Annotated in this window: 12 protein-coding genes and 2 tRNA genes; 3 read left to right on the plus strand and 11 right to left on the minus strand. The window is 61.8% G+C overall.

Going from position 1 to position 17,772, the window contains the following annotated elements; translation table 11 throughout:
* Positions 1–36 precede the first annotated feature (36 nt).
* A complete protein-coding gene (locus tag PSOLE_RS20485; RefSeq protein ID WP_074855067.1) occupies positions 37–2,328 on the minus strand; it encodes a YgiQ family radical SAM protein in 2,292 nt (763 codons plus the stop codon).
* A gap of 290 nt (positions 2,329–2,618) precedes the next feature.
* On the opposite strand from PSOLE_RS20485, the gene PSOLE_RS20490 reads away from it, so the two are divergent.
* Positions 2,619–4,526 (plus strand): diguanylate cyclase, encoded by a 1,908-nt coding sequence (locus PSOLE_RS20490; protein ID WP_074855068.1) that lies wholly within the window; start codon positions 2,619–2,621, stop codon positions 4,524–4,526.
* A gap of 238 nt (positions 4,527–4,764) precedes the next feature.
* Here the strand turns inward: PSOLE_RS20490 and alr are convergent, their stop codons facing one another.
* From alr to rnr, 8 genes are all read right to left on the minus strand, one after another.
* Entirely contained in the window at positions 4,765–5,841 is a 1,077-nt protein-coding gene (gene alr, locus PSOLE_RS20495) for an alanine racemase (RefSeq protein WP_074855149.1), read from the minus strand.
* Between the two features lie 159 nt (positions 5,842–6,000).
* Entirely contained in the window at positions 6,001–7,395 is a 1,395-nt protein-coding gene (dnaB, locus tag PSOLE_RS20500) for a replicative DNA helicase (RefSeq protein ID WP_004423263.1), read from the minus strand.
* Between the two features lie 117 nt (positions 7,396–7,512).
* Entirely contained in the window at positions 7,513–7,959 is a 447-nt protein-coding gene (rplI, locus tag PSOLE_RS20505; RefSeq protein WP_004423262.1) for a 50S ribosomal protein L9, read from the minus strand.
* 21 nt (positions 7,960–7,980) lie between these two features.
* Positions 7,981–8,874 (minus strand): YybS family protein, encoded by an 894-nt coding sequence (locus PSOLE_RS20510; protein WP_074855069.1) that lies wholly within the window; start codon positions 8,872–8,874, stop codon positions 7,981–7,983.
* A gap of 36 nt (positions 8,875–8,910) precedes the next feature.
* The gene (gene rpsR, locus PSOLE_RS20515) at positions 8,911–9,141 is read right to left on the minus strand and encodes a 30S ribosomal protein S18 (RefSeq protein ID WP_003246847.1); all 231 of its coding nucleotides are present in this window, start codon (positions 9,139–9,141) and stop codon (positions 8,911–8,913) included.
* A 28-nt stretch (positions 9,142–9,169) separates the two neighbouring features.
* Positions 9,170–9,592 (minus strand): 30S ribosomal protein S6, encoded by a 423-nt coding sequence (gene rpsF, locus PSOLE_RS20520; RefSeq protein ID WP_003246846.1) that lies wholly within the window; start codon positions 9,590–9,592, stop codon positions 9,170–9,172.
* A gap of 715 nt (positions 9,593–10,307) precedes the next feature.
* Positions 10,308–11,072 (minus strand): 23S rRNA (guanosine(2251)-2'-O)-methyltransferase RlmB, encoded by a 765-nt coding sequence (rlmB, locus tag PSOLE_RS20525; RefSeq protein ID WP_074855070.1) that lies wholly within the window; start codon positions 11,070–11,072, stop codon positions 10,308–10,310.
* Positions 11,069–13,564 carry a ribonuclease R gene (rnr, locus tag PSOLE_RS20530; RefSeq protein ID WP_004423253.1) on the minus strand — a complete coding sequence of 832 codons (2,496 nt, stop codon included), beginning with the start codon at positions 13,562–13,564 and terminating at the stop codon, positions 11,069–11,071. Before rnr ends, rlmB begins: the two co-directional genes overlap by 4 nt.
* 207 nt (positions 13,565–13,771) lie before the next feature.
* Here rnr and PSOLE_RS20535 point away from each other — a divergent pair.
* Together PSOLE_RS20535 and PSOLE_RS20540 are read left to right on the plus strand one after the other, a co-directional pair.
* Positions 13,772–13,858, plus strand: a tRNA-Leu gene (locus PSOLE_RS20535).
* A gap of 84 nt (positions 13,859–13,942) precedes the next feature.
* A tRNA-Leu gene (locus PSOLE_RS20540) sits at positions 13,943–14,029 on the plus strand.
* Between the two features lie 121 nt (positions 14,030–14,150).
* Here PSOLE_RS20540 and PSOLE_RS20545 read toward each other — a convergent pair.
* Both PSOLE_RS20545 and PSOLE_RS20550 read right to left on the minus strand, forming a co-directional pair.
* Positions 14,151–16,085 carry a methyl-accepting chemotaxis protein gene (locus tag PSOLE_RS20545; protein WP_074855071.1) on the minus strand — a complete coding sequence of 645 codons (1,935 nt, stop codon included), beginning with the start codon at positions 16,083–16,085 and terminating at the stop codon, positions 14,151–14,153.
* Between the two features lie 139 nt (positions 16,086–16,224).
* Complete coding sequence (locus PSOLE_RS20550) at positions 16,225–17,556, minus strand: IS4 family transposase (protein WP_039964317.1); 1,332 nt, start codon at positions 17,554–17,556, stop codon at positions 16,225–16,227.
* Positions 17,557–17,772: the final 216 nt, after the last annotated feature.

Below are 17,772 nucleotides of genomic sequence, written 5' to 3' on the forward strand. Positions count from 1 at the left end.
ACACAGCATGACGCCAGCTCGAAGCTGGCGTCATGTTCAACGCGGCACAGCTGGACGCGGCTTCTTCTTGCCGCTGGCACCTTTGCCGCTATTTTTCTTCTGTTCCTGCAACTTGGCAAAGGCGGCCGCCTTGGCCTGCTCACGCTTGTCCCAGGGCTTGCTGCCGTCGCTGGCACGAGGCGGCAAGCCGGTGTGCTGAGTGAGCATCTTGCCTGCATTACCCGCCTTCTTGCTGCCGACCGGCGTGGAGTTCTTACGCCGCGCACTCTGGTAACCATCATCAGCAGTTGGCTGGTTAGCCGGGATCAGTTGATGCTTGGCCGGGCCAATCAGATCACTGCGGCCCATGCGCGTCAGTGCCTCACGCAGCAGCGGCCACCCTTTCGGATCGTGGTAGCGCAGGAAGGCCTTGTGCAGGCGACGCTGCTGCTCGCTCTTGACGATCTCGACGCCGTCGCTCTTGTAGGTCACCTTGCGCAGCGGGTTCTTGCCCGAGTGATACATGGCCGTGGCGGTGGCCATCGGCGACGGGTAGAACGCCTGTACCTGGTCGGCACGGAAACCGTTGCGCTTGAGCCACAGGGCGAGGTTCATCATGTCCTCGTCGGTGGTGCCCGGATGCGCGGCGATGAAGTACGGGATCAGATACTGCTCCTTGCCCGCCTCCTTCGAGTACTTCTCGAACATCTGCTTGAAGCGGTCGTAGCTGCCGATCCCCGGCTTCATCATCTTGTCCAGCGGGCCACGCTCGGTGTGCTCCGGAGCGATCTTCAGGTAGCCGCCAACGTGATGGGTGACCAGCTCCTTGACGTACTCCGGCGACTCGACGGCGAGGTCGTAACGCAGGCCCGAGGCGATCAGGATCTTCTTCACCCCTGGCAGCGCGCGCGCCTTGCGGTACAGCTCGATCAGGGAGGAGTGATCGGTATTGAGGTTCTCGCAGATACCGGGGAACACGCACGACGGCTTGCGGCAGTGCTTCTCGATCTCCGGGTCCTTGCAGGCGATGCGGTACATGTTGGCGGTCGGCCCGCCGAGGTCGGAGACCACGCCGGTGAAGCCCGGCACCTTGTCGCGCATCTCCTCGATCTCGCGGATGATCGACTCGTGCGAACGGTTCTGGATGATGCGCCCCTCGTGCTCGGTGATCGAGCAGAAGGTGCAGCCGCCGAAGCAGCCGCGCATGATGTTCACCGAGAAACGGATCATTTCGTAGGCCGGGATCTTCTCCTTGCCATAGGCCGGGTGCGGCACGCGCGCATAGGGCATGCCGAATACGTAGTCCATTTCCTCGGTGGTCATGGGGATGGGTGGCGGGTTGAACCACACGTCCACCTCGCCATGCTTCTGCACCAGCGCGCGGGCGTTGCCCGGGTTGGTTTCCAGATGCAGCACACGGTTGGCGTGGGCATAGAGCACGGGGTCGTTGCGCACCTTCTCGAAGGACGGCAGACGGATCACCGTCTTGTCGCGGGTCATGCGCGGGCTGTCGAGAATCTGCACTACCTTGGCTTCGTTGGGGTCTTCAACTTCGCCTTTGGCCTGCTCAATGGCACAGGCCTCGGTGTCCTGCGTATTGACGTAGGGGTTGATGATCTTGTCGACGCGGCCCGGACGGTCGATACGGGTGGAGTCGACCTCATACCAGCCTTCGGGCGTGTCACGGCGAATGAAGGCCGTACCGCGTACATCGCTGATGGCCTCAACCTGCTCGCCACGCGACAGACGCTGGGCGATCTCCACCACCGCGCGCTCGGCGTTGCCGTAGAGCAGGATGTCGGCGGTGGCGTCCATGAGGATCGAACGGCGGACCTTGTCCTGCCAGTAGTCGTAATGGGCGATACGGCGCAAGGATGCCTCGATACCGCCCAGCACCACCGGAACGTGGCTGTAGGCTTCCTTGCAGCGCTGGCTATAAACCAGGCTGGCGCGATCCGGGCGCTTGCCGGCCAGGCCGCCGGGCGTATAGGCGTCGTCGGAGCGGATCTTCTTGTCCGCGGTGTAGCGGTTGATCATCGAATCCATGTTGCCGGCAGCGACACCGAAGAACAGATTCGGCTCGCCGAGCTTCATGAAGTCGTCTTTGGACTGCCAGTTCGGCTGGGCGATGATGCCCACGCGAAAGCCCTGGGCTTCCAGCAGACGGCCGATGATCGCCATGCCGAACGAAGGATGGTCGACGTAGGCATCACCGGTGACGATGATGATGTCGCAGCTGTCCCAGCCGAGCTGATCCATCTCTTCCCGGCTCATCGGCAGGAAGGGCGCAGGCCCGAAACACTCGGCCCAGTACTTGGGATAGTCGAACAGCGGCTTGGCGGCTTGCATATTTTTTGATCAATGGGCTATCACGAGGGGCGCGGATAATAGCACAAATATTGACCAAACCAGACTGTTGCACTGGGTTTAATACCGCCTGCGCGCACGGCGACGAACGCTCAAGCACGCGCCTGGCTCACTGGTCCGGGCATCGGCCCTGGCGCAACACCGACCCGGGGAAAGAAAGGACAGAAAAATCAGATATTTTCCTGCAGTAGCCATACGCCATATTTGTTTTCGCCCGATAACAATCCCGTGCATATACTCAAGCTACTCGGTCAGCCGACTCCAGGACATCTATGCTGCAGCGCTTCGCCTTAGTGCTCGCTCTTCTGTTGGGACTGTCGACCACGGGCCTGGCAGCGGCGTCCGTGGTGCTCACCGACGCCAGCAGCGGCATGCCGCTCAATGCGCATATCGAGCTACTGGAAGACGACCAGGGCACTCTGGCCATCGATGACCTCGCCGCGCCTGAGCAGCAGTCGCGCTTTCAACCGGCCAATGGCCGTGCCAGTGTCGGCCAGAGCCTCAATCCCTGGTGGATCAAACTCACTCTGCAACGCGACATGTACGCTCCCGCCTACTGGGTACTGGAGGTGGGCTCAGTGACTCAGCTGGACCTGCAGCTCTATCTCCCTGACGGCCAGGGTGGCTGGCAGTTGCGTCAGTCCGGCGAGCGCGTCGCCTTCAGCGAAAACCGCGACCACCCCTACCGACGCATGGTGTTCGACCTACCGACCCTGGGTGAGCAGCCAAAGACCCTCTACTTGCGTGCCTTCGACCCGGCAGGCAACTCCTTCCCGCTGCGAGTCTGGCAACTCGAAGACCTCACGCAACTGGCCACCCGCGAGAACCTGGCGCTCGGGGCCATCTACGGCGTGGTTTTCGCGCTGCTGTTGTACAACCTGTTCATCCTCATCTCGCTGCGCGACAAGGCCTATTTCTGGTATGTGCTGACCACTGCTTTCGCCCTGCTGTTCATCATGAGCATGACCGGCCATGGCGCACAGTACCTGTGGCCGAACCACCCGGTGCCGGCGTGGCTCGACCGCATCACCTTGCCGTCGTTGTGGGGCCTGTTCGCCAGTCGTTTCACCCAGACGCTGCTGCAGACGCGCGTTTACGTACGCTGGGCGCATCATCTGCTGAACATGGCCTGCGTGATCTACCTGATCGCCATCGTTCTGACCCTGTTCGATCAGCGCTACCTCGCTGCCTGGGCCATCGCCCTGCTGTCGCTGACCAGCATCCCTGCTGCCCTGGGCAGCGCCGTAATCCGCTGGCGCCAGGGTTTCTTCCCAGCGCAGCTGTATCTGTACGGCTACGGGTTGGTCCTGGGCAGTGTCGCCATTCTGCTGCTGCGTACCACCGGCGTGCTGCAGCCGGCCGAGTGGAATGCCTACGTGTTCCCTCTGGCAGTGGCTGCCGAATCCATCCTGTTCTCCTTCGCCCTGGCCTATCGCATCCAGATCCTCAAGCAGGAGCGCGCCGTTGCCCTGCAACAGGCCGATCGTGAGAAAACCGCACGCCTGGCGCAACTGCAGGCCAGCGCTGACGAACTGCAAGCTGCAGTGACCGCACGTACCGCCGAGTTGGCCGCGACCAACGAACAGCTACGCGACCGCGAACGCGAACTGCAGCACGCCGCCTTCCATGACTCGCTGACCGAACTGCCCAATCGACGCTATCTGGTCGAGCGTAGCGAGTCGGCCCTGGCTCACGCCGAGCGGCACAAGGAGAGCGTGGCTTTGCTGCTGATCGACCTGGATCACTTCAAGCCGATCAATGACCGTTTTGGTCACGCAGCCGGTGACCTGATGCTGCAGGTAATCGCCAAGCGCCTGCGCGAGCAGGTTCGCGCAGGCGATGCGGTTGCCCGCCTGGGCGGCGATGAGTTCGCCGCTCTGATCTGCGGCAGCGATGCCGAAAGCCAGGCCAGGGAGATCGCCGAACGCCTGCTGGCAGAACTATCCGAGCCCGTGCACTACGGCGCCGAACGCCTGCGCGTGACCATCAGCATCGGCGTGGCGCTCTACCCGCTCCATGCGAGAAATTTCACCGGGCTGTACAAGGCGGCAGACATGGCCCTTTACCGGGTAAAGGAACTGGGCCGCTCCGATTCGCGCGTGCATGGCGACGATGGCGAGCTCAGCGAACAGGCCTGCCTGGAGCTGGACGTACTGAAAGTCCCGAGCGGGCTGGCCTAGGCTAGCAGGCCGTTGAAAAACGTAGGCGACGACTGCATGGATGCAGGAGGTAGAGCGAAGCAGGAAGCCCGAGCCGAGGCAGCCAGTGCAATACCGACGGCGGCCCCACAAAAACAGGCGAAAAACGGTCGGAGTCGCGCTCGACTTTACGCGCTGTAAATGAGCATTTTGACTGGGCTCGCACGCGAGCCTGTTTTTAACGCAGCAATGGCAACGCAGGTAGTTTTTCAACAGCCTGCTAGCCGATATAGCGCCGAGGCACCCGCGCAGTGACCTTGCTCAGCAACTCATAGCCGATAGTGCCGCACGCCATGGCCACTTCATCCACCGGCAACTGGCCGCCCCACAACTCCACCGGCGAATCTACATCTGCTTCCGGTAGGTCCGTGATATCCACCGCCAACATGTCCATCGACACCCTGCCCGCCAGCTTGGCGCGCTGCCCCTCGATCAACACCGGCGTGCCACTGGGCGCGTGACGCGGATAACCATCGGCATAACCACAGCTGACCGTGGCAATACGCGAAGGCCGCTCGGCCACCCAGGCCGCGCCATAACCAACGCTTTCACCGACTGCCACCTCACGCACGGCGATCACCCGCGCAGCCAGGGTCATGGCCGGTTTCAGCCCCAGTTCGCGCGCACTCAGTTCGGCGAACGGCGTGGCACCGTAGAGCATGATGCCGGGGCGCAGCCAATCCATATGCGCCGCTGGAATGGTCAGCACGGCCGCCGAGTTCGCCAGCGAACGATGATTGAAATCCAGATCCAGCAGATCGAGAAAGCGCTCGACCTGCAGCTCCGTCAGCGGATGGCCGCGCTCGTCGGCGCAGGCGAAATGGCTAAGCAGGTTGAGCTCGGCAACCTGCTCGGCGTCTTCGAGCCGTGCATGCCAGTGGCGCAGGCTGGCGGCATCGAAACCGAGGCGGTGCATGCCCGAATCCAGCTTGAGCCAGACGTTGAGCGGACGCACCAGCTCACTGGCAATCAGCGCCTCGGCCTGCGCCGTGCTCTGCAGCGCCAGATCCAGCCCCAGTTGCGCGGCGATGGCATATTCACTGGCCTCGAAACAGCCCTCCAGCAGCAGGATGCGCGCCTCACCGTGCATGGCGCGCACCTCGGCCGCCTCCTCCAGACAGGCCACGGCGAAGCCATCGGCAATCTCGTGCAACGCCGTGACCACCTCGCGCACACCATGACCATAGGCGTTGGCCTTGACCACGGCGAAGGCCTGGCGCCCGGGCGCGCAGCGCTTGGCCACGGCGTAGTTATGAGCGATGGCAGAGAGGTCGACGATGGCGGCAAGCGGACGCATGACGGAAGGCCTGAACAAAAAACGGGCGCCCATCTTAACCGCTGGGCGCCCGTTTTCATTGAGCGAGATCAGACTGTTGCCGTAGCCACGGGCTCTGCTGGCGAAACGTTCACCTTGCTTGATTCGCGAGCAGAGCTCGCTCCTACACTGCTCGCGCGGTTATTCGTCCTCGAACTGGTAGCTACCCGGTGCCAGGTTCTCGAAGCGCGAATACTTGCCGAGGAAGGCCAGGCGCGCGGTACCCAGCGGGCCGTTACGCTGCTTGCCGATGATGATCTCGGCCACGCCCTTGTACTCGGTCTCCGGGTGGTACACCTCGTCGCGGTAGACGAACAGGATGATGTCGGCGTCCTGCTCGATTGCACCGGACTCACGCAAGTCGGAGTTGATCGGGCGCTTGTTCGGGCGCTGCTCCAGGCCACGGTTGAGCTGCGACAGGGCAATGACCGGGCAGTTGAATTCCTTGGCAAGGCCCTTGAGCGAGCGCGATATCTCGGAAATCTCGTTGACCCGGCTATCGCCGCTGGAACCGGGAATCTGCATCAGCTGCAGGTAGTCGACCATGATCAGGCCGATCTCACCGTGCTCGCGTGCCAGACGCCGCGTGCGCGCCCGCATCTCGCTCGGGGAAATACCGGCGGTATCGTCGATGAACAGCTTGCGGTCGTTGAGCAGGTTGACCGCGCTGGTCAGCCGCGGCCAATCGTCGTCATCCAGCTGGCCGGCACGCACCTTGGTCTGGTCAATGCGCCCCAGCGAGGCGAGCATACGGATGACGATGGACTCCGAAGGCATCTCCAGCGAGTACACTAGGATCGCCTTGTCGCTACGCATCAGCGCGTTTTCCACCAGGTTCATGGCGAAGGTGGTCTTACCCATCGACGGACGGCCAGCGACGATGATCATGTCGGCCGGCTGCAGACCGCTGGTCAGGTTATCCAGGTCATCGAAGCCGGTGGACAGACCGGTAATCGCGTCGCCGTTGTTGAACAGCGTGTCGATGCGGTCGATGGCCTTGACCAGAATGTCGTTGATGCCCACCGGCCCGCCAGTCTTGGGGCGGTCTTCGGCGATCTGGAAGATCAGGCGCTCCGCTTCGTCGAGAATCTCCTCGCCGGTACGGCCTTCCGGGGCGTAGGCACTGTCGGCAATCTCGTTGCTGATGCTGATCAGCTTGCGCAGGGTGGCGCGCTCACGAATGATCTGCGCATAGGCCTTGATGTTGGCCACCGACGGCGTGTTCTTCGCCAGCTCGGCGAGATAGGCCAGACCGCCGACCTGCGACAGTTGCCCTTCCTTGTCCAACTGCTCGGACAGGGTCACCACGTCGAAGGGTTCGTTACGCTCGGCCAGCTTGAAGATGGCGCGGAAGATCAGCCGGTGGTCGTGGCGATAGAAGTCGACATCCGACACACCATCGAGCACGCGCTCCCAGGCATTGTTGTCGAGCATCAGGCCGCCGAGCACCGCCTGTTCCGCCTCGATGGAGTGCGGTGGCACTTTCAGGGCGGCAGTCTGCAGGTCGTATTGCTCGGGAATGCTGATGTCGTTCATAGGCTCGGGAAGAAAATACTGCGATAGAAAAACAAAGGGCACGGATCGCAGAGCGATACCGTGCCCGATTGTCAGCAGACCTACGCTACAGCGCAAGTCCGCCTGGCGGCTACTTGATTAAGCAGCGACCACGATCACCTTGACGGTGGCTTCAACGTCGGTGTGCAGGTGCACAGCTACGTCGTATTCGCCAATCTGGCGAATGGTGCCGTTCGGCAGACGAACTTCAGCTTTGGCCACTTCAACGCCGGAGGCGGTCAGGGCGTCAGCGATGTCGTGGGTGCCGATGGAACCGAACAGCTTGCCTTCATCGCCAGCGGTGGCGGTGATGGTGACTTCCAGCTCAGCCAGCTGAGCAGCGCGAGATTCAGCGGAAGCTTTCTTCTCGGCAGCAGCTTTTTCCAGCTCGGCGCGACGTGCTTCGAAAGCAGCAACGTTGGCTTCGGTGGCAGCGGTGGCTTTGCCTTGCGGCAGCAGGAAGTTACGGCCGTAACCGGCTTTAACGTTCACTTTGTCGCCCAGGTTGCCCAGGTTGGCGATTTTTTCCAGCAGGATGACTTCCATTTGGGTCTTACCTCTTAACTTTTAACCTTCACCGTTCGCAGAGCCCGGGCCGTTCTTGCGCGCCAGGCGACCGCGAAAATCAAACAGACTGTCGACGATGGCCAAGACCACCAGTAACGGATAGATCAGCTGCATGAACAGCAGGAGCGTGATGTACATGCCCACCAGCCAGAAGCGGGCGAGCCCACCCTTATCCACCAGGCCGTGCACCAGGGCGATCCCGGCGAACAGCAGCGGCACACTGCACAGCGGCGTGAGCATGGCCAACTGCGGCCCCAGATTGGGACCTAGTATCATGCCCGCCAGCAGCAACAGCGCCTGCGGCAGCGACAGTCTCAGCGCGCGAAACTCGCGACCAAAACCGCCAGGGTTGTACAACACGGCCTGCCAGTAACGCCCAAGGATCAGGCTCAGCAAGCTCAGAATCTGCAGCAAGGCTGCCAGCAGTCCGGTCAGCACCGGTGCGATCAGTGCCTCGAGACGCTCGCGTTCACCCACCGACAATTGCTGGTGAGCCCCATCGAACATGGTTGGCAGCAGCTTCTGCAGCTCACCAGCCATGGCCGCGATGGGTTCGCGGAACACTGCCCCAAGGACAAATCCATACACCAGGCCCAGCGCCACACTGCTCAGCAGTATGCGGTTCCAGGTCCAGTTGGCGCGCAACAACAACGCCAACCCCAGCGCGCCGACCAGCACCAGCAAGGTGCGCGGTTCGCCGAAATACCACCAGGCAATCGCCGGTAGCATGGCCCAGGCCAGGATGCCGATGGCATCACTGGCTCCACGCCGCAACAGCACCAGGCTGCCAGCGGCGGCACTCAACCAGAACAACAGCGGCATCGCTGCCGATCCCACCACCACGAGGGTGGCCTGCATACGGCCGCGCATGATGTATTCAGCCAGGGCGCGCATGCGATCTATTCCTTAACTCTTGTCGACTGCCCGGTCTCAGCGGCCGTGGCTGTCGGTGTAGGGCAGCAGGGCCAGGAAGCGGGCGCGCTTGATAGCGGTGGCCAGCTGACGCTGATAACGAGCCTTGGTACCGGTGATACGGCTAGGAACGATTTTGCCGGTTTCCGAGATGTAGGCTTTCAGGGTGTTGAGATCTTTGAAATCGATCTCTTTCACGTCTTCAGCGGTGAAGCGGCAGAATTTACGACGACGGAAGAAACGTGCCATGTGATTGGCTCCTCAATAGATCCGTGGATTACTCGTCAGCGTTGTCGCTGTCGTTGCTGTCGCTGTCATCGCCGTCGTTGGACTCGGCGTTTTCAGGACGTTCACGACGCTCGCGGCGCTCACTGCGGTTTTCTTCGGCCTTCAGCATCTCGGACTGGCCAGTGACGGCCTCGTCGCGACGGATGACCAGGTTACGGATCACGGCGTCGTTGTAGCGGAAGTTGTCTTCCAGCTCGGCCAGGGCCTTGCCGGTGCACTCTACGTTGAGCATCACGTAGTGGGCTTTGTGGACGTTGTTGATGGCGTAAGCCAGCTGACGACGGCCCCAATCTTCCAGGCGGTGAATCTTGCCACCGTCTTCTTCGATCAGCTTGGTGTAACGCTCGACCATGCCGCCGACTTGCTCGCTCTGGTCCGGGTGAACCAGAAAGATGATTTCGTAATGACGCATAAATGCTCCTTACGGGTTGTAGCCTGCCAACTAAGGTGGTCAGGCAAGGAGTGGGTTTTTCTCGTGATGAGCTTGCCAGGCGGTAGGCGCGAAAGGGCCTGCCGTCACGGCAAGGGGCGCCATTCTAGAGAAGCCCCTCGCCGCACGCAAGGCAGATTGGCGATTATTTGAACAGCCAGCCGCGGGCGCATCCGTGGGCAGCAGGCCCCGAGCGTAAGACAACCTGGAGCGCAGAGCATAGGGCTAGGGTCTGTTGCCGTTTCGACGTGAGCCGCGTTGCTGCGCCAAATTGCGCCACGCGAGGCGCGGGATGCAGGTAATGGTCGTTCCCCTGCCAAACCCAGCAACGACGCATGGCGCAATTTGCCGCGCAACCCGAAGGGACGGGCCAGTTTTTGCGTGGTACGTCGTTACTCGACGGCTCATTTGGGCGACCAAACTTCGCGTCTCGCGCCTAGCCCCACGCAAAAACTGGCTCCGTCGCGGCCGTGCGCGAAACGGCAACAAACCCTAGGACGTAGGGCGGACCCAGGAGCGCAGCGAACAGTCCGCCAAGGCATACCGAGTCCAGCATTACGCTCCATCAGGACACCTGGCGTACTGCTTCGTGACGACTGCTGAATGCAGGAGGTAGAGCAGCGCAGAATGCCAAAGCCGAGTACGCCCTACGACGGCCGGGGTACGCAGCACGCACACCGGCCCGCAGTAATCGCTGTTACTTGGAGCTTTTTACCTGACGCTTATTGTTTCTCTGACGCACCGCCTCGAACAAGCAGACCCCGGTAGCAACCGAGACGTTGAGACTGCTGACACTGCCGCTCATGGGCAGCTTGACCAGGTAATCGCAATGCTCGCGGGTCAAACGGCGCATTCCCTTGCCCTCGGCCCCCATGACCAGCACGGTCGGCCCGGTCATGTCCTGCTGATAGACCTCAAGCTCGGCCTCACCGGCCGTACCAACCACCCACAGGCCGCGCTGCTGCAACTTCTCCAGACTGCGCGCCAGGTTGGTCACCGCCACCAGCGGAATCACCTCGGCAGCACCACAGGCCACCTTGCGTACCGTGGCGTTGAGGGTTGCCGATTTGTCCTTGGGCACAATCACCGCCAACGCGCCGGCGGCATCTGCCGTGCGCAGACAAGCCCCAAGGTTGTGCGGGTCGGTCACGCCGTCGAGCACCAGCAGCAAAGGCGGGCCCTCGCAGCGCTCAAGCAACTCCTCGAGCATCGCCTCGCCCCAGACCTGACTGGGGCTGACATCGGCAACCACACCCTGGTGCACACCCTCGACCCAGGCGTCCATCTCACGGCGCTCGCACTGCCCCACTTTTACGCGAGACTGCGCAGCCAGCTCCAGCAAGGGCTGCACCCGAGGATCACTGCGACCATCGGCCAGCCAGACCTGCTTCACCCGTTTGGGATGATGACGCAGCATGGCCTCTACGGCATGTACGCCGTAGATCTTTTCCAGATCACTCATGACTTGGCCTTACGCTTGCGCGGCTTTCCGGCAGCTGGCGGGGCACTGTCACTACGCCCGGAGCCTTTGCGCGCACCACCGGCCGGCTTGCTCGCCGACTTGCCGGCAGCGCCCTTGCCAGCCTTGGCGCCGGCCAGCAGCGCCTTCTTCACGTCTCGGCTCTTCTGCACGTCGGTATTGCCCATGCTCGGCGCCTTGCCAGCGCGACTGCCACGACCAATGGCCTCACGCTCAGCGGCCTGGGACAGTTCGAATTCAATCTTGCGCTCGTCGAGATCGACGCGCATGACCTTGACCTCGACGCTATCGCCCAAGCGGAAGCTGCGCCCACTGCGCTCGCCGGACAGACGATGGTGAACCGGGTCGAAGTGGTAGTAGTCGGCCGGCAGCGCGGTCACATGCACCAGGCCCTCGACGTATATGTCGCGCAGCTCGACGAAAATACCGAAACCGGTCACGGCAGTGATCACACCGGGGAAGGTCTCACCGACACGATCCTGCATGAACTCGCACTTGAGCCAGTTGACCACGTCGCGGGTCGCTTCGTCGGCACGGCGCTCGGTCATCGAGCACTGCTCGCCGAGCTTTTCCAGGGTCGCTTCGTCGTACGGATAGATACGCGCCTTGGGCATGACTGCCGCACCGGCACGCTCCACGTGCTTGGTGTCGCGCTTGGAACGGATCACGCTGCGAATGGCACGATGCGCCAACAGGTCGGGATAGCGACGGATCGGCGAGGTGAAGTGAGTGTAAGCCTCGTAATTGAGGCCGAAGTGCCCTTCGTTCTGCGCGCTGTACACCGCCTGACTCAGCGAACGCAGCATCACGGTCTGGATCAGGTGATAGTCCGGGCGCTCGCGGATGCTTTCCAGCAGGCGCTGATAGTCCTTGGGTGACGGACCATCCTTGGACTTGCCACGCTGCAGCGACAACCCCAGCTCACCGAGGAAGGCGTTGAGTTTCTCCAGGCGCTCCGGCGGCGGGCCACCGTGCACGCGATACAGTGACGGGATCTGGTGATCCTGCATGAAGCGCGCGGTGGCCACGTTGGCGGCCAGCATGCACTCCTCGATCAGTTTGTGCGCATCGTTGCGCTGGGTCGGGCGGATCTCCGCGATCTTGCGCCCTTCGCCGAAGATGATGCGGGTTTCCTGGGTCTCGAAGTCGATGGCGCCGCGCTCGTGACGAGCGGCGGCCAGTACCTGATACAGCGCGTAGAGCTGATTGAGGTGCGGCAGGACCTCCTTGTACTCGCTGCGCAGGGACTTGCCCTCGCTGCTCTTGGGATCTTCCAGCATCAGGCTGACCTTGTTGTAGGTCAGGCGCGCATGGGAGTGGATCACCGCCTCGTAGAACTTGTAGTCGACCATCTGGCCGCTCTTGGACATGGTCATTTCGCAGACCATGGCAAGGCGATCGACATGCGGGTTGAGCGAGCACAGGCCGTTGGACAGTTCCTCCGGCAGCATCGGTACGACGCGCTCGGGGAAATACACCGAGTTGCCGCGCACGACCGCCTCGGCATCCAGCGCCGAGCCGACCTTGACGTAGTGCGAGACGTCGGCGATGGCCACGTAGAGTTTCCAGCCACCGGAGAACAACTTCCAACGGCTGCTGTTCTTCTCGCAGTAGACCGCATCGTCGAAGTCGCGGGCGTCTTCACCATCGATGGTGACGAAAGGCAGATGGCGCAAGTCGATGCGCTTCTCCTTGTCCTTCTCCTCCACCTCAGGCTTGAGCTTGCGCGCTTCCTTGACTACCGCCTCGGGCCAGACGTGCGGGATGTCGTAGCTGCGCAGCGCCACGTCGATCTCCATGCCCGGCGCCATGTAGTTGCCGATTACCTCGACGATGTCGCCCTGCGGCTGGAAACGCTGCGTAGGCCAGTGAGTGATCTTGATCTCGACGAACTGACCAATGCGCGCACCGGCAGTGCGCCCTGGGGTGACCAGCACTTCCTGCTGGATCTTGGGATTGTCGGCAACGACGAAGCCGATGCCGTTCTCTTCGTAGTAACGGCCGACGATGCTCTCGTGAGCACGGCTGATCACCTCGACGATGCTGCCTTCGCGACGGCCGCGCCGGTCGAGACCGGCCACGCGCACCAGGGCACGGTCACCATCGAACACCAGACGCATCTGCGCCGGACTGAGGAAAAGGTCATCACTGCCGTCATCCGGCACGAGGAAGCCGAAGCCGTCGCGGTGACCGCTAATGCGCCCGCAGATCAGATCGAGCTTGTCCACCGGCGCGTAGGTGCCGCGGCGGGTATAGATGAGCTGACCATCGCGCTCCATGGCGCGCAGGCGGCGGCGCAGCGCTTCAAGCTGGTCCTCGGTATCGAGACCGAACTCTTCGACCAGCTGCTCGCGACTGGCGGGCGAACCTCGCTCGGCCAGATGGGCCAGGATCAGTTCGCGACTGGGGATGGGGTTGTCGTATTTTTCCGCCTCGCGGGCGGCCTCGGGATCGAGGGATTGCCAATCGGCCATGTAGGAAGGATTACCTATGCTTATGTATAAAAGGTGTATGCCATTTGCCTATTGAAGCGCGAAAACGTCATTCAAGGCAGCTTTTCCGGCGACAATAATTTTTTGGGGTCAGGGGTTTACAAGGTAAATGCCCGCCCGTATAGTTCGCGCCCACAGCGTCGAGCAGACGTTGTAACACGAAGCAGATGATGATTCATCGGTTTCTGTGCCCAGGTGGCGGAATTGGTAGACGCGCTGGTTTCAGGTATCAGTGACTTAACGGTCGTGGAAGTTCGAGTCTTCTCCTGGGCACCAAATTTCGTGAAGTGGTTTGATAACCCACTTTACAAATAAACGGATGCAACGCTCCGTGTCGGCAACGACGAACATTGCTGTAGTGCCCAGGTGGCGGAATTGGTAGACGCGCTGGTTTCAGGTATCAGTGACTTAACGGTCGTGGAAGTTCGAGTCTTCTCCTGGGCACCAAATTTCAAAAAACCGAGCCAATGGCTCGGTTTTTTATTGCCCACGAAAAAGCAGACCTCCTCGCAGGGCGCGCTACGCCCCCCGCCCAGACCATAGAACAGCGAGGTGCGCACTGCGTACCCTACACTTTGAATTGCCCTAGGCTGGCCTTGAGCTGAGCTGCCAGCTCGTCCAACGCGCGCGCATTGCCGGCTATCGCTGCCACCGCCTCTGCCGCACGCTGCGCTTCGGCATGAATGATCTCGACACGCCCGCGTACCGCTCCCGCACCGTCCGCCTGATGTGCCGCGGCCTGAGTTGCCGCATTGATGGCGCCATGCACTTCGTCTACCGACTGCTGCACCGATTGCTGCAGGCGCGCACTGTCACGCAGCACCTGCAGCCCTTCACTACCTTGCGCGCCCGCCTGGGCGATGGCGGCGACCGCCTCCTGCGCGCCCCGCTGCAGGGCAGCGATATGGGTCTGGATATCGCCGGTGGACTGCTGAGTCTTGCTCGCCAGCGCACGCACCTCGTCAGCCACCACGGCAAACCCGCGACCACTCTCGCCAGCGCGCGCCGCCTCGATGGCGGCATTGAGCGCCAGCAGGTTGGTCTGCTCGGCGATGGACTGAATCACCGTCAGCACCACCTCGATCTGCTCGCTCTGCTTGGCCAGGCGCTCGATCACTGCCGAGCCATCGGCCACCCGCGCCACCAAGCCCTCGATCAGCGCAGACAGTCGCTGAGCGATAGCCGCGTTCTCGTGCGCCGCCTGGCGGATGGTGTCGACGCGCTGCAGCGCCTCCTGCATGGCCTGGCTTTCCGCCTGCGCCTCGTCGGCCATTTGCTCCAACGCCTGCAGGCTACCCGCCACCTCATCACGCTGCCGGCCGGCCGCTGCCTCGGCCGCCACGCCGCGCTGAGTCAAGCTGCGAATCTGCTCACCGGTACGCAACGCCACCTCACCCGACTCACGCACGATGGGTTGCAGCTTGGCGATGAAGCGATTGACTGCATCGGCCATCTCGCCGACCTCGTCCTGACTGTCGATGCTCACGCGCCGGGTCAGATCGCCCTCGCCCGCAGCCAGATCGTTCAGCGCCGCGCTGAGCAGGCGCAAGCGACTGAGCACTCGCCAGCCAAGCACCAGCGCCACCACGACCATTGCCAGCGCCCCCACGATCAACAGGCCGAGGGCGATGTTCCAGCGCAGCGAATCCGCCGCCACGCGCACCGACTCACCACCGTTGCGTGCCATTTCCTGGGTGTAGCGCTCAGCCGACTGCAGACGCTCGCGCAGCGCACCGGTCGCCTCCTCGGCAGCACCTGCCAGGCTGCTATCAACCAACTCACCGGCACCACTGACCAACGACGCAAAGCGGCCGTCGAGCGCGGCCAGCTCCTTTTCCACCACATCCAGTGACAGGCCCATCTGCACCTTGCCGATCGACGCCCCCATCGGACTGATTTGCGCCTCGACCACGTATACACGCGGATCACGCGAGGCCGCCTCCACCAGCTTCTCCAGCGGCGAGTCACCCTGCCCGGCAGCGACCAGCTCACGCACCTGCGCATTACTGCGATTGAAGTTGCGCGTCAGGCGCTGACCATCGGCGTCATAGATGATGGCGAACAACACCGCCGGATCCTGCTGGGCGATTCGGGTAAGCGCAGTGAGCGCAGGAATATCCAGATCCCAAATGGACTTCGGCGCCACCCCAGCCAGCAATTGCGCGAGCGCCTGACCGGACTGTTTGAGATTGCCCTCGAGTACCACGCGCAACTGAGCCTGCTCATCCTTCAACTGCCCGGAAAGCCCCTCACCAAGGCGAGCCCGGGTACTGCCGGCCAACGCAGCGAGGCCCTGACTCATCTCACGCTCAGCCATGTTCAACTCTTCACCCAGGCGGCGGCTCTCACCGCCCAGACGCTGCGCCAGATCCTCGACCATGCCGTCGACCGAGGCGCGCATCAGCCAAACAGCCAAACCGACCTGCACCAACATGGCCAGGCCAAGCGCGACGAACACCGGGCGCAACAAACGGCTACGCAACATGGAAACGATGGCGAACACGGGGAACACTCCTCAACAACCGTAATAGCTATAACGGCGACTTCCGGGATTTATTGATACAAGCAAAGCGCATGCCCAGCGCACCAGCCAGGGCCCCGTACGGGCGAGCACAAAAAAGCCGCCCGAAGGCTAATGCCAGTCAGTTAAGCTGACTGGCATTTTTATTTCTGGTCGGATACTTGGACGGCTTGGGTTTGACCGCTCGCGGATAACTGCGATCCTCACGACGATGAGGTAGGACGTAGTGCATGGCAGAGGCCTGTAGTTCGGCCAGGTAGCGAGGGATGTTGCCTGGATGATTCAAAGAGACCCCGTTCAAGAAGCCCAGAATCGCCCAGGTGCAAGCGGTGAAACTCATTTCGCAGGGGTAGATGCCAGGGCAGTGGCGGCTCATTTCCAGCATTTGATAACGCAGCAGGTTGTACCCCAGTAGTACGCCCCACAGTTCTTGTTCAATCATCTCCGGCGTTTTACTACGCAGTGTGTAGTGACCCGCGAGCATGCCTTGCTTCATTTCTCGATAGCCCAGTTCGATTTCCCAACGCTGGTTGTACAGATCCACGATTTCGTCTGGAGGGAAGCGCAGAGGATCGATCATTGAGGTCAGTACCTGCCGCACTTTGCCCTTGATGGTCTTGCTTAATAACCGAGCCTGTAGCGTGTCTGGCAGGTCGGGCCATTGTTTACGCGCCTGCGGCGAGGTCTTTAGTGAGACGATGGCATCGTGGCGCCCTAACTTACGCAGCACCTCGTATTGAGCATCCTTGCGCAGCGGCAGTAACCAATGGCGCTGAGTGCCTGCCTGTTGCCAGCGATAAAGTAACCCCAGTGAATAGAAGCCACGGTCGAACAAGGTCAGCGAGTGATCGGGTGTACTGTCGATCAGTTGTTCGGCCAGTTTCATCTCGTTGCTGTGGTAGCCGGCAAAAGCACTACTCACCAGCATGTGGCTGGTCAGCTCCATCTGGCAGACCATGCGAACCTGGGGAAAGCCGGTATCGCCATGCTGATTACTGGCGCTGCCATAGTGCTTGCGGTTGTCGTCCGTATCCGGCGTGCGCCAGACCACGCCATCGACACTGAGCAGGCGCAAACCGGCCCAAGTGGGGTGATTGGCGCTGGCATGCCAGCGTTGTTGAGTCAGGGAAAAGACTTCTCGCACCGCAACACTGCCCAAACGCTGGCGACCTTGCACGATTGCACTGGGTGCTACCAATGGCTTCTGCCCAGGCAGCATGATGCCCATACGGCTCGCGGCATCCCAGGCCGACATCCGGCGAAACAACGCCATGGCGATCACGCACCAGATCATGGCTTCAAGAGGGAGACGTCGCTTACGCAGGGTCGCCACTCCCGCCGTTTCCAGTGCGGTGCTAACTAGGTCTGGATCAAGCAGCGCCCCCAGCTCGTCAAGGGAGTGGGTGGCAGAAGCTACTTCGTGAGTCAGTGCCAAGGCGCGGGAAAGTCGCATAAAAAATTCGATGCTCAAAACAAGCATCGGATTTTCGTTGTGCGCCAGGCATGGCGCGTAGCGCCGTGACTGGCGCTGTTCGGTTCACTGTGGTGGTGGACTGGACGACTTGGAGGTGAAAGTCCTCTACACACCCGGCAAGGGGAAGTGTTAGCCAGAGGCAAGGGTGTCGCGGGCGACTGCGAATCTGAAGGAAGCCCGAGGCAAAATGCTGGC

This window comes from Pseudomonas oleovorans subsp. oleovorans (assembly GCF_002197815.1).
GTDB lineage: Bacteria > Pseudomonadota > Gammaproteobacteria > Pseudomonadales > Pseudomonadaceae > Aquipseudomonas > Aquipseudomonas oleovorans.

Coding starts and splice junctions, on each gene's coding strand:
- rpsF (WP_003246846.1), bottom strand. CDS start 9,592: ATGCGTCATTACGAAATCATCTTTCTGGTTCACCCGGACCAGAGCGAG.
- PSOLE_RS20510 (WP_074855069.1), bottom strand. CDS start 8,874: ATGCGCGCCCTGGCTGAATACATCATGCGCGGCCGTATGCAGGCCACC.
- PSOLE_RS20485 (WP_074855067.1), bottom strand. CDS start 2,328: ATGCAAGCCGCCAAGCCGCTGTTCGACTATCCCAAGTACTGGGCCGAG.
- rpsR (WP_003246847.1), bottom strand. CDS start 9,141: ATGGCACGTTTCTTCCGTCGTCGTAAATTCTGCCGCTTCACCGCTGAA.
- PSOLE_RS20490 (WP_074855068.1), top strand. CDS start 2,619: ATGCTGCAGCGCTTCGCCTTAGTGCTCGCTCTTCTGTTGGGACTGTCG.
- PSOLE_RS20550 (WP_039964317.1), bottom strand. CDS start 17,556: ATGCGACTTTCCCGCGCCTTGGCACTGACTCACGAAGTAGCTTCTGCC.
- rnr (WP_004423253.1), bottom strand. CDS start 13,564: ATGGCCGATTGGCAATCCCTCGATCCCGAGGCCGCCCGCGAGGCGGAA.
- alr (WP_074855149.1), bottom strand. CDS start 5,841: ATGCGTCCGCTTGCCGCCATCGTCGACCTCTCTGCCATCGCTCATAAC.
- rlmB (WP_074855070.1), bottom strand. CDS start 11,072: ATGAGTGATCTGGAAAAGATCTACGGCGTACATGCCGTAGAGGCCATG.
- dnaB (WP_004423263.1), bottom strand. CDS start 7,395: ATGAACGACATCAGCATTCCCGAGCAATACGACCTGCAGACTGCCGCC.
- rplI (WP_004423262.1), bottom strand. CDS start 7,959: ATGGAAGTCATCCTGCTGGAAAAAATCGCCAACCTGGGCAACCTGGGC.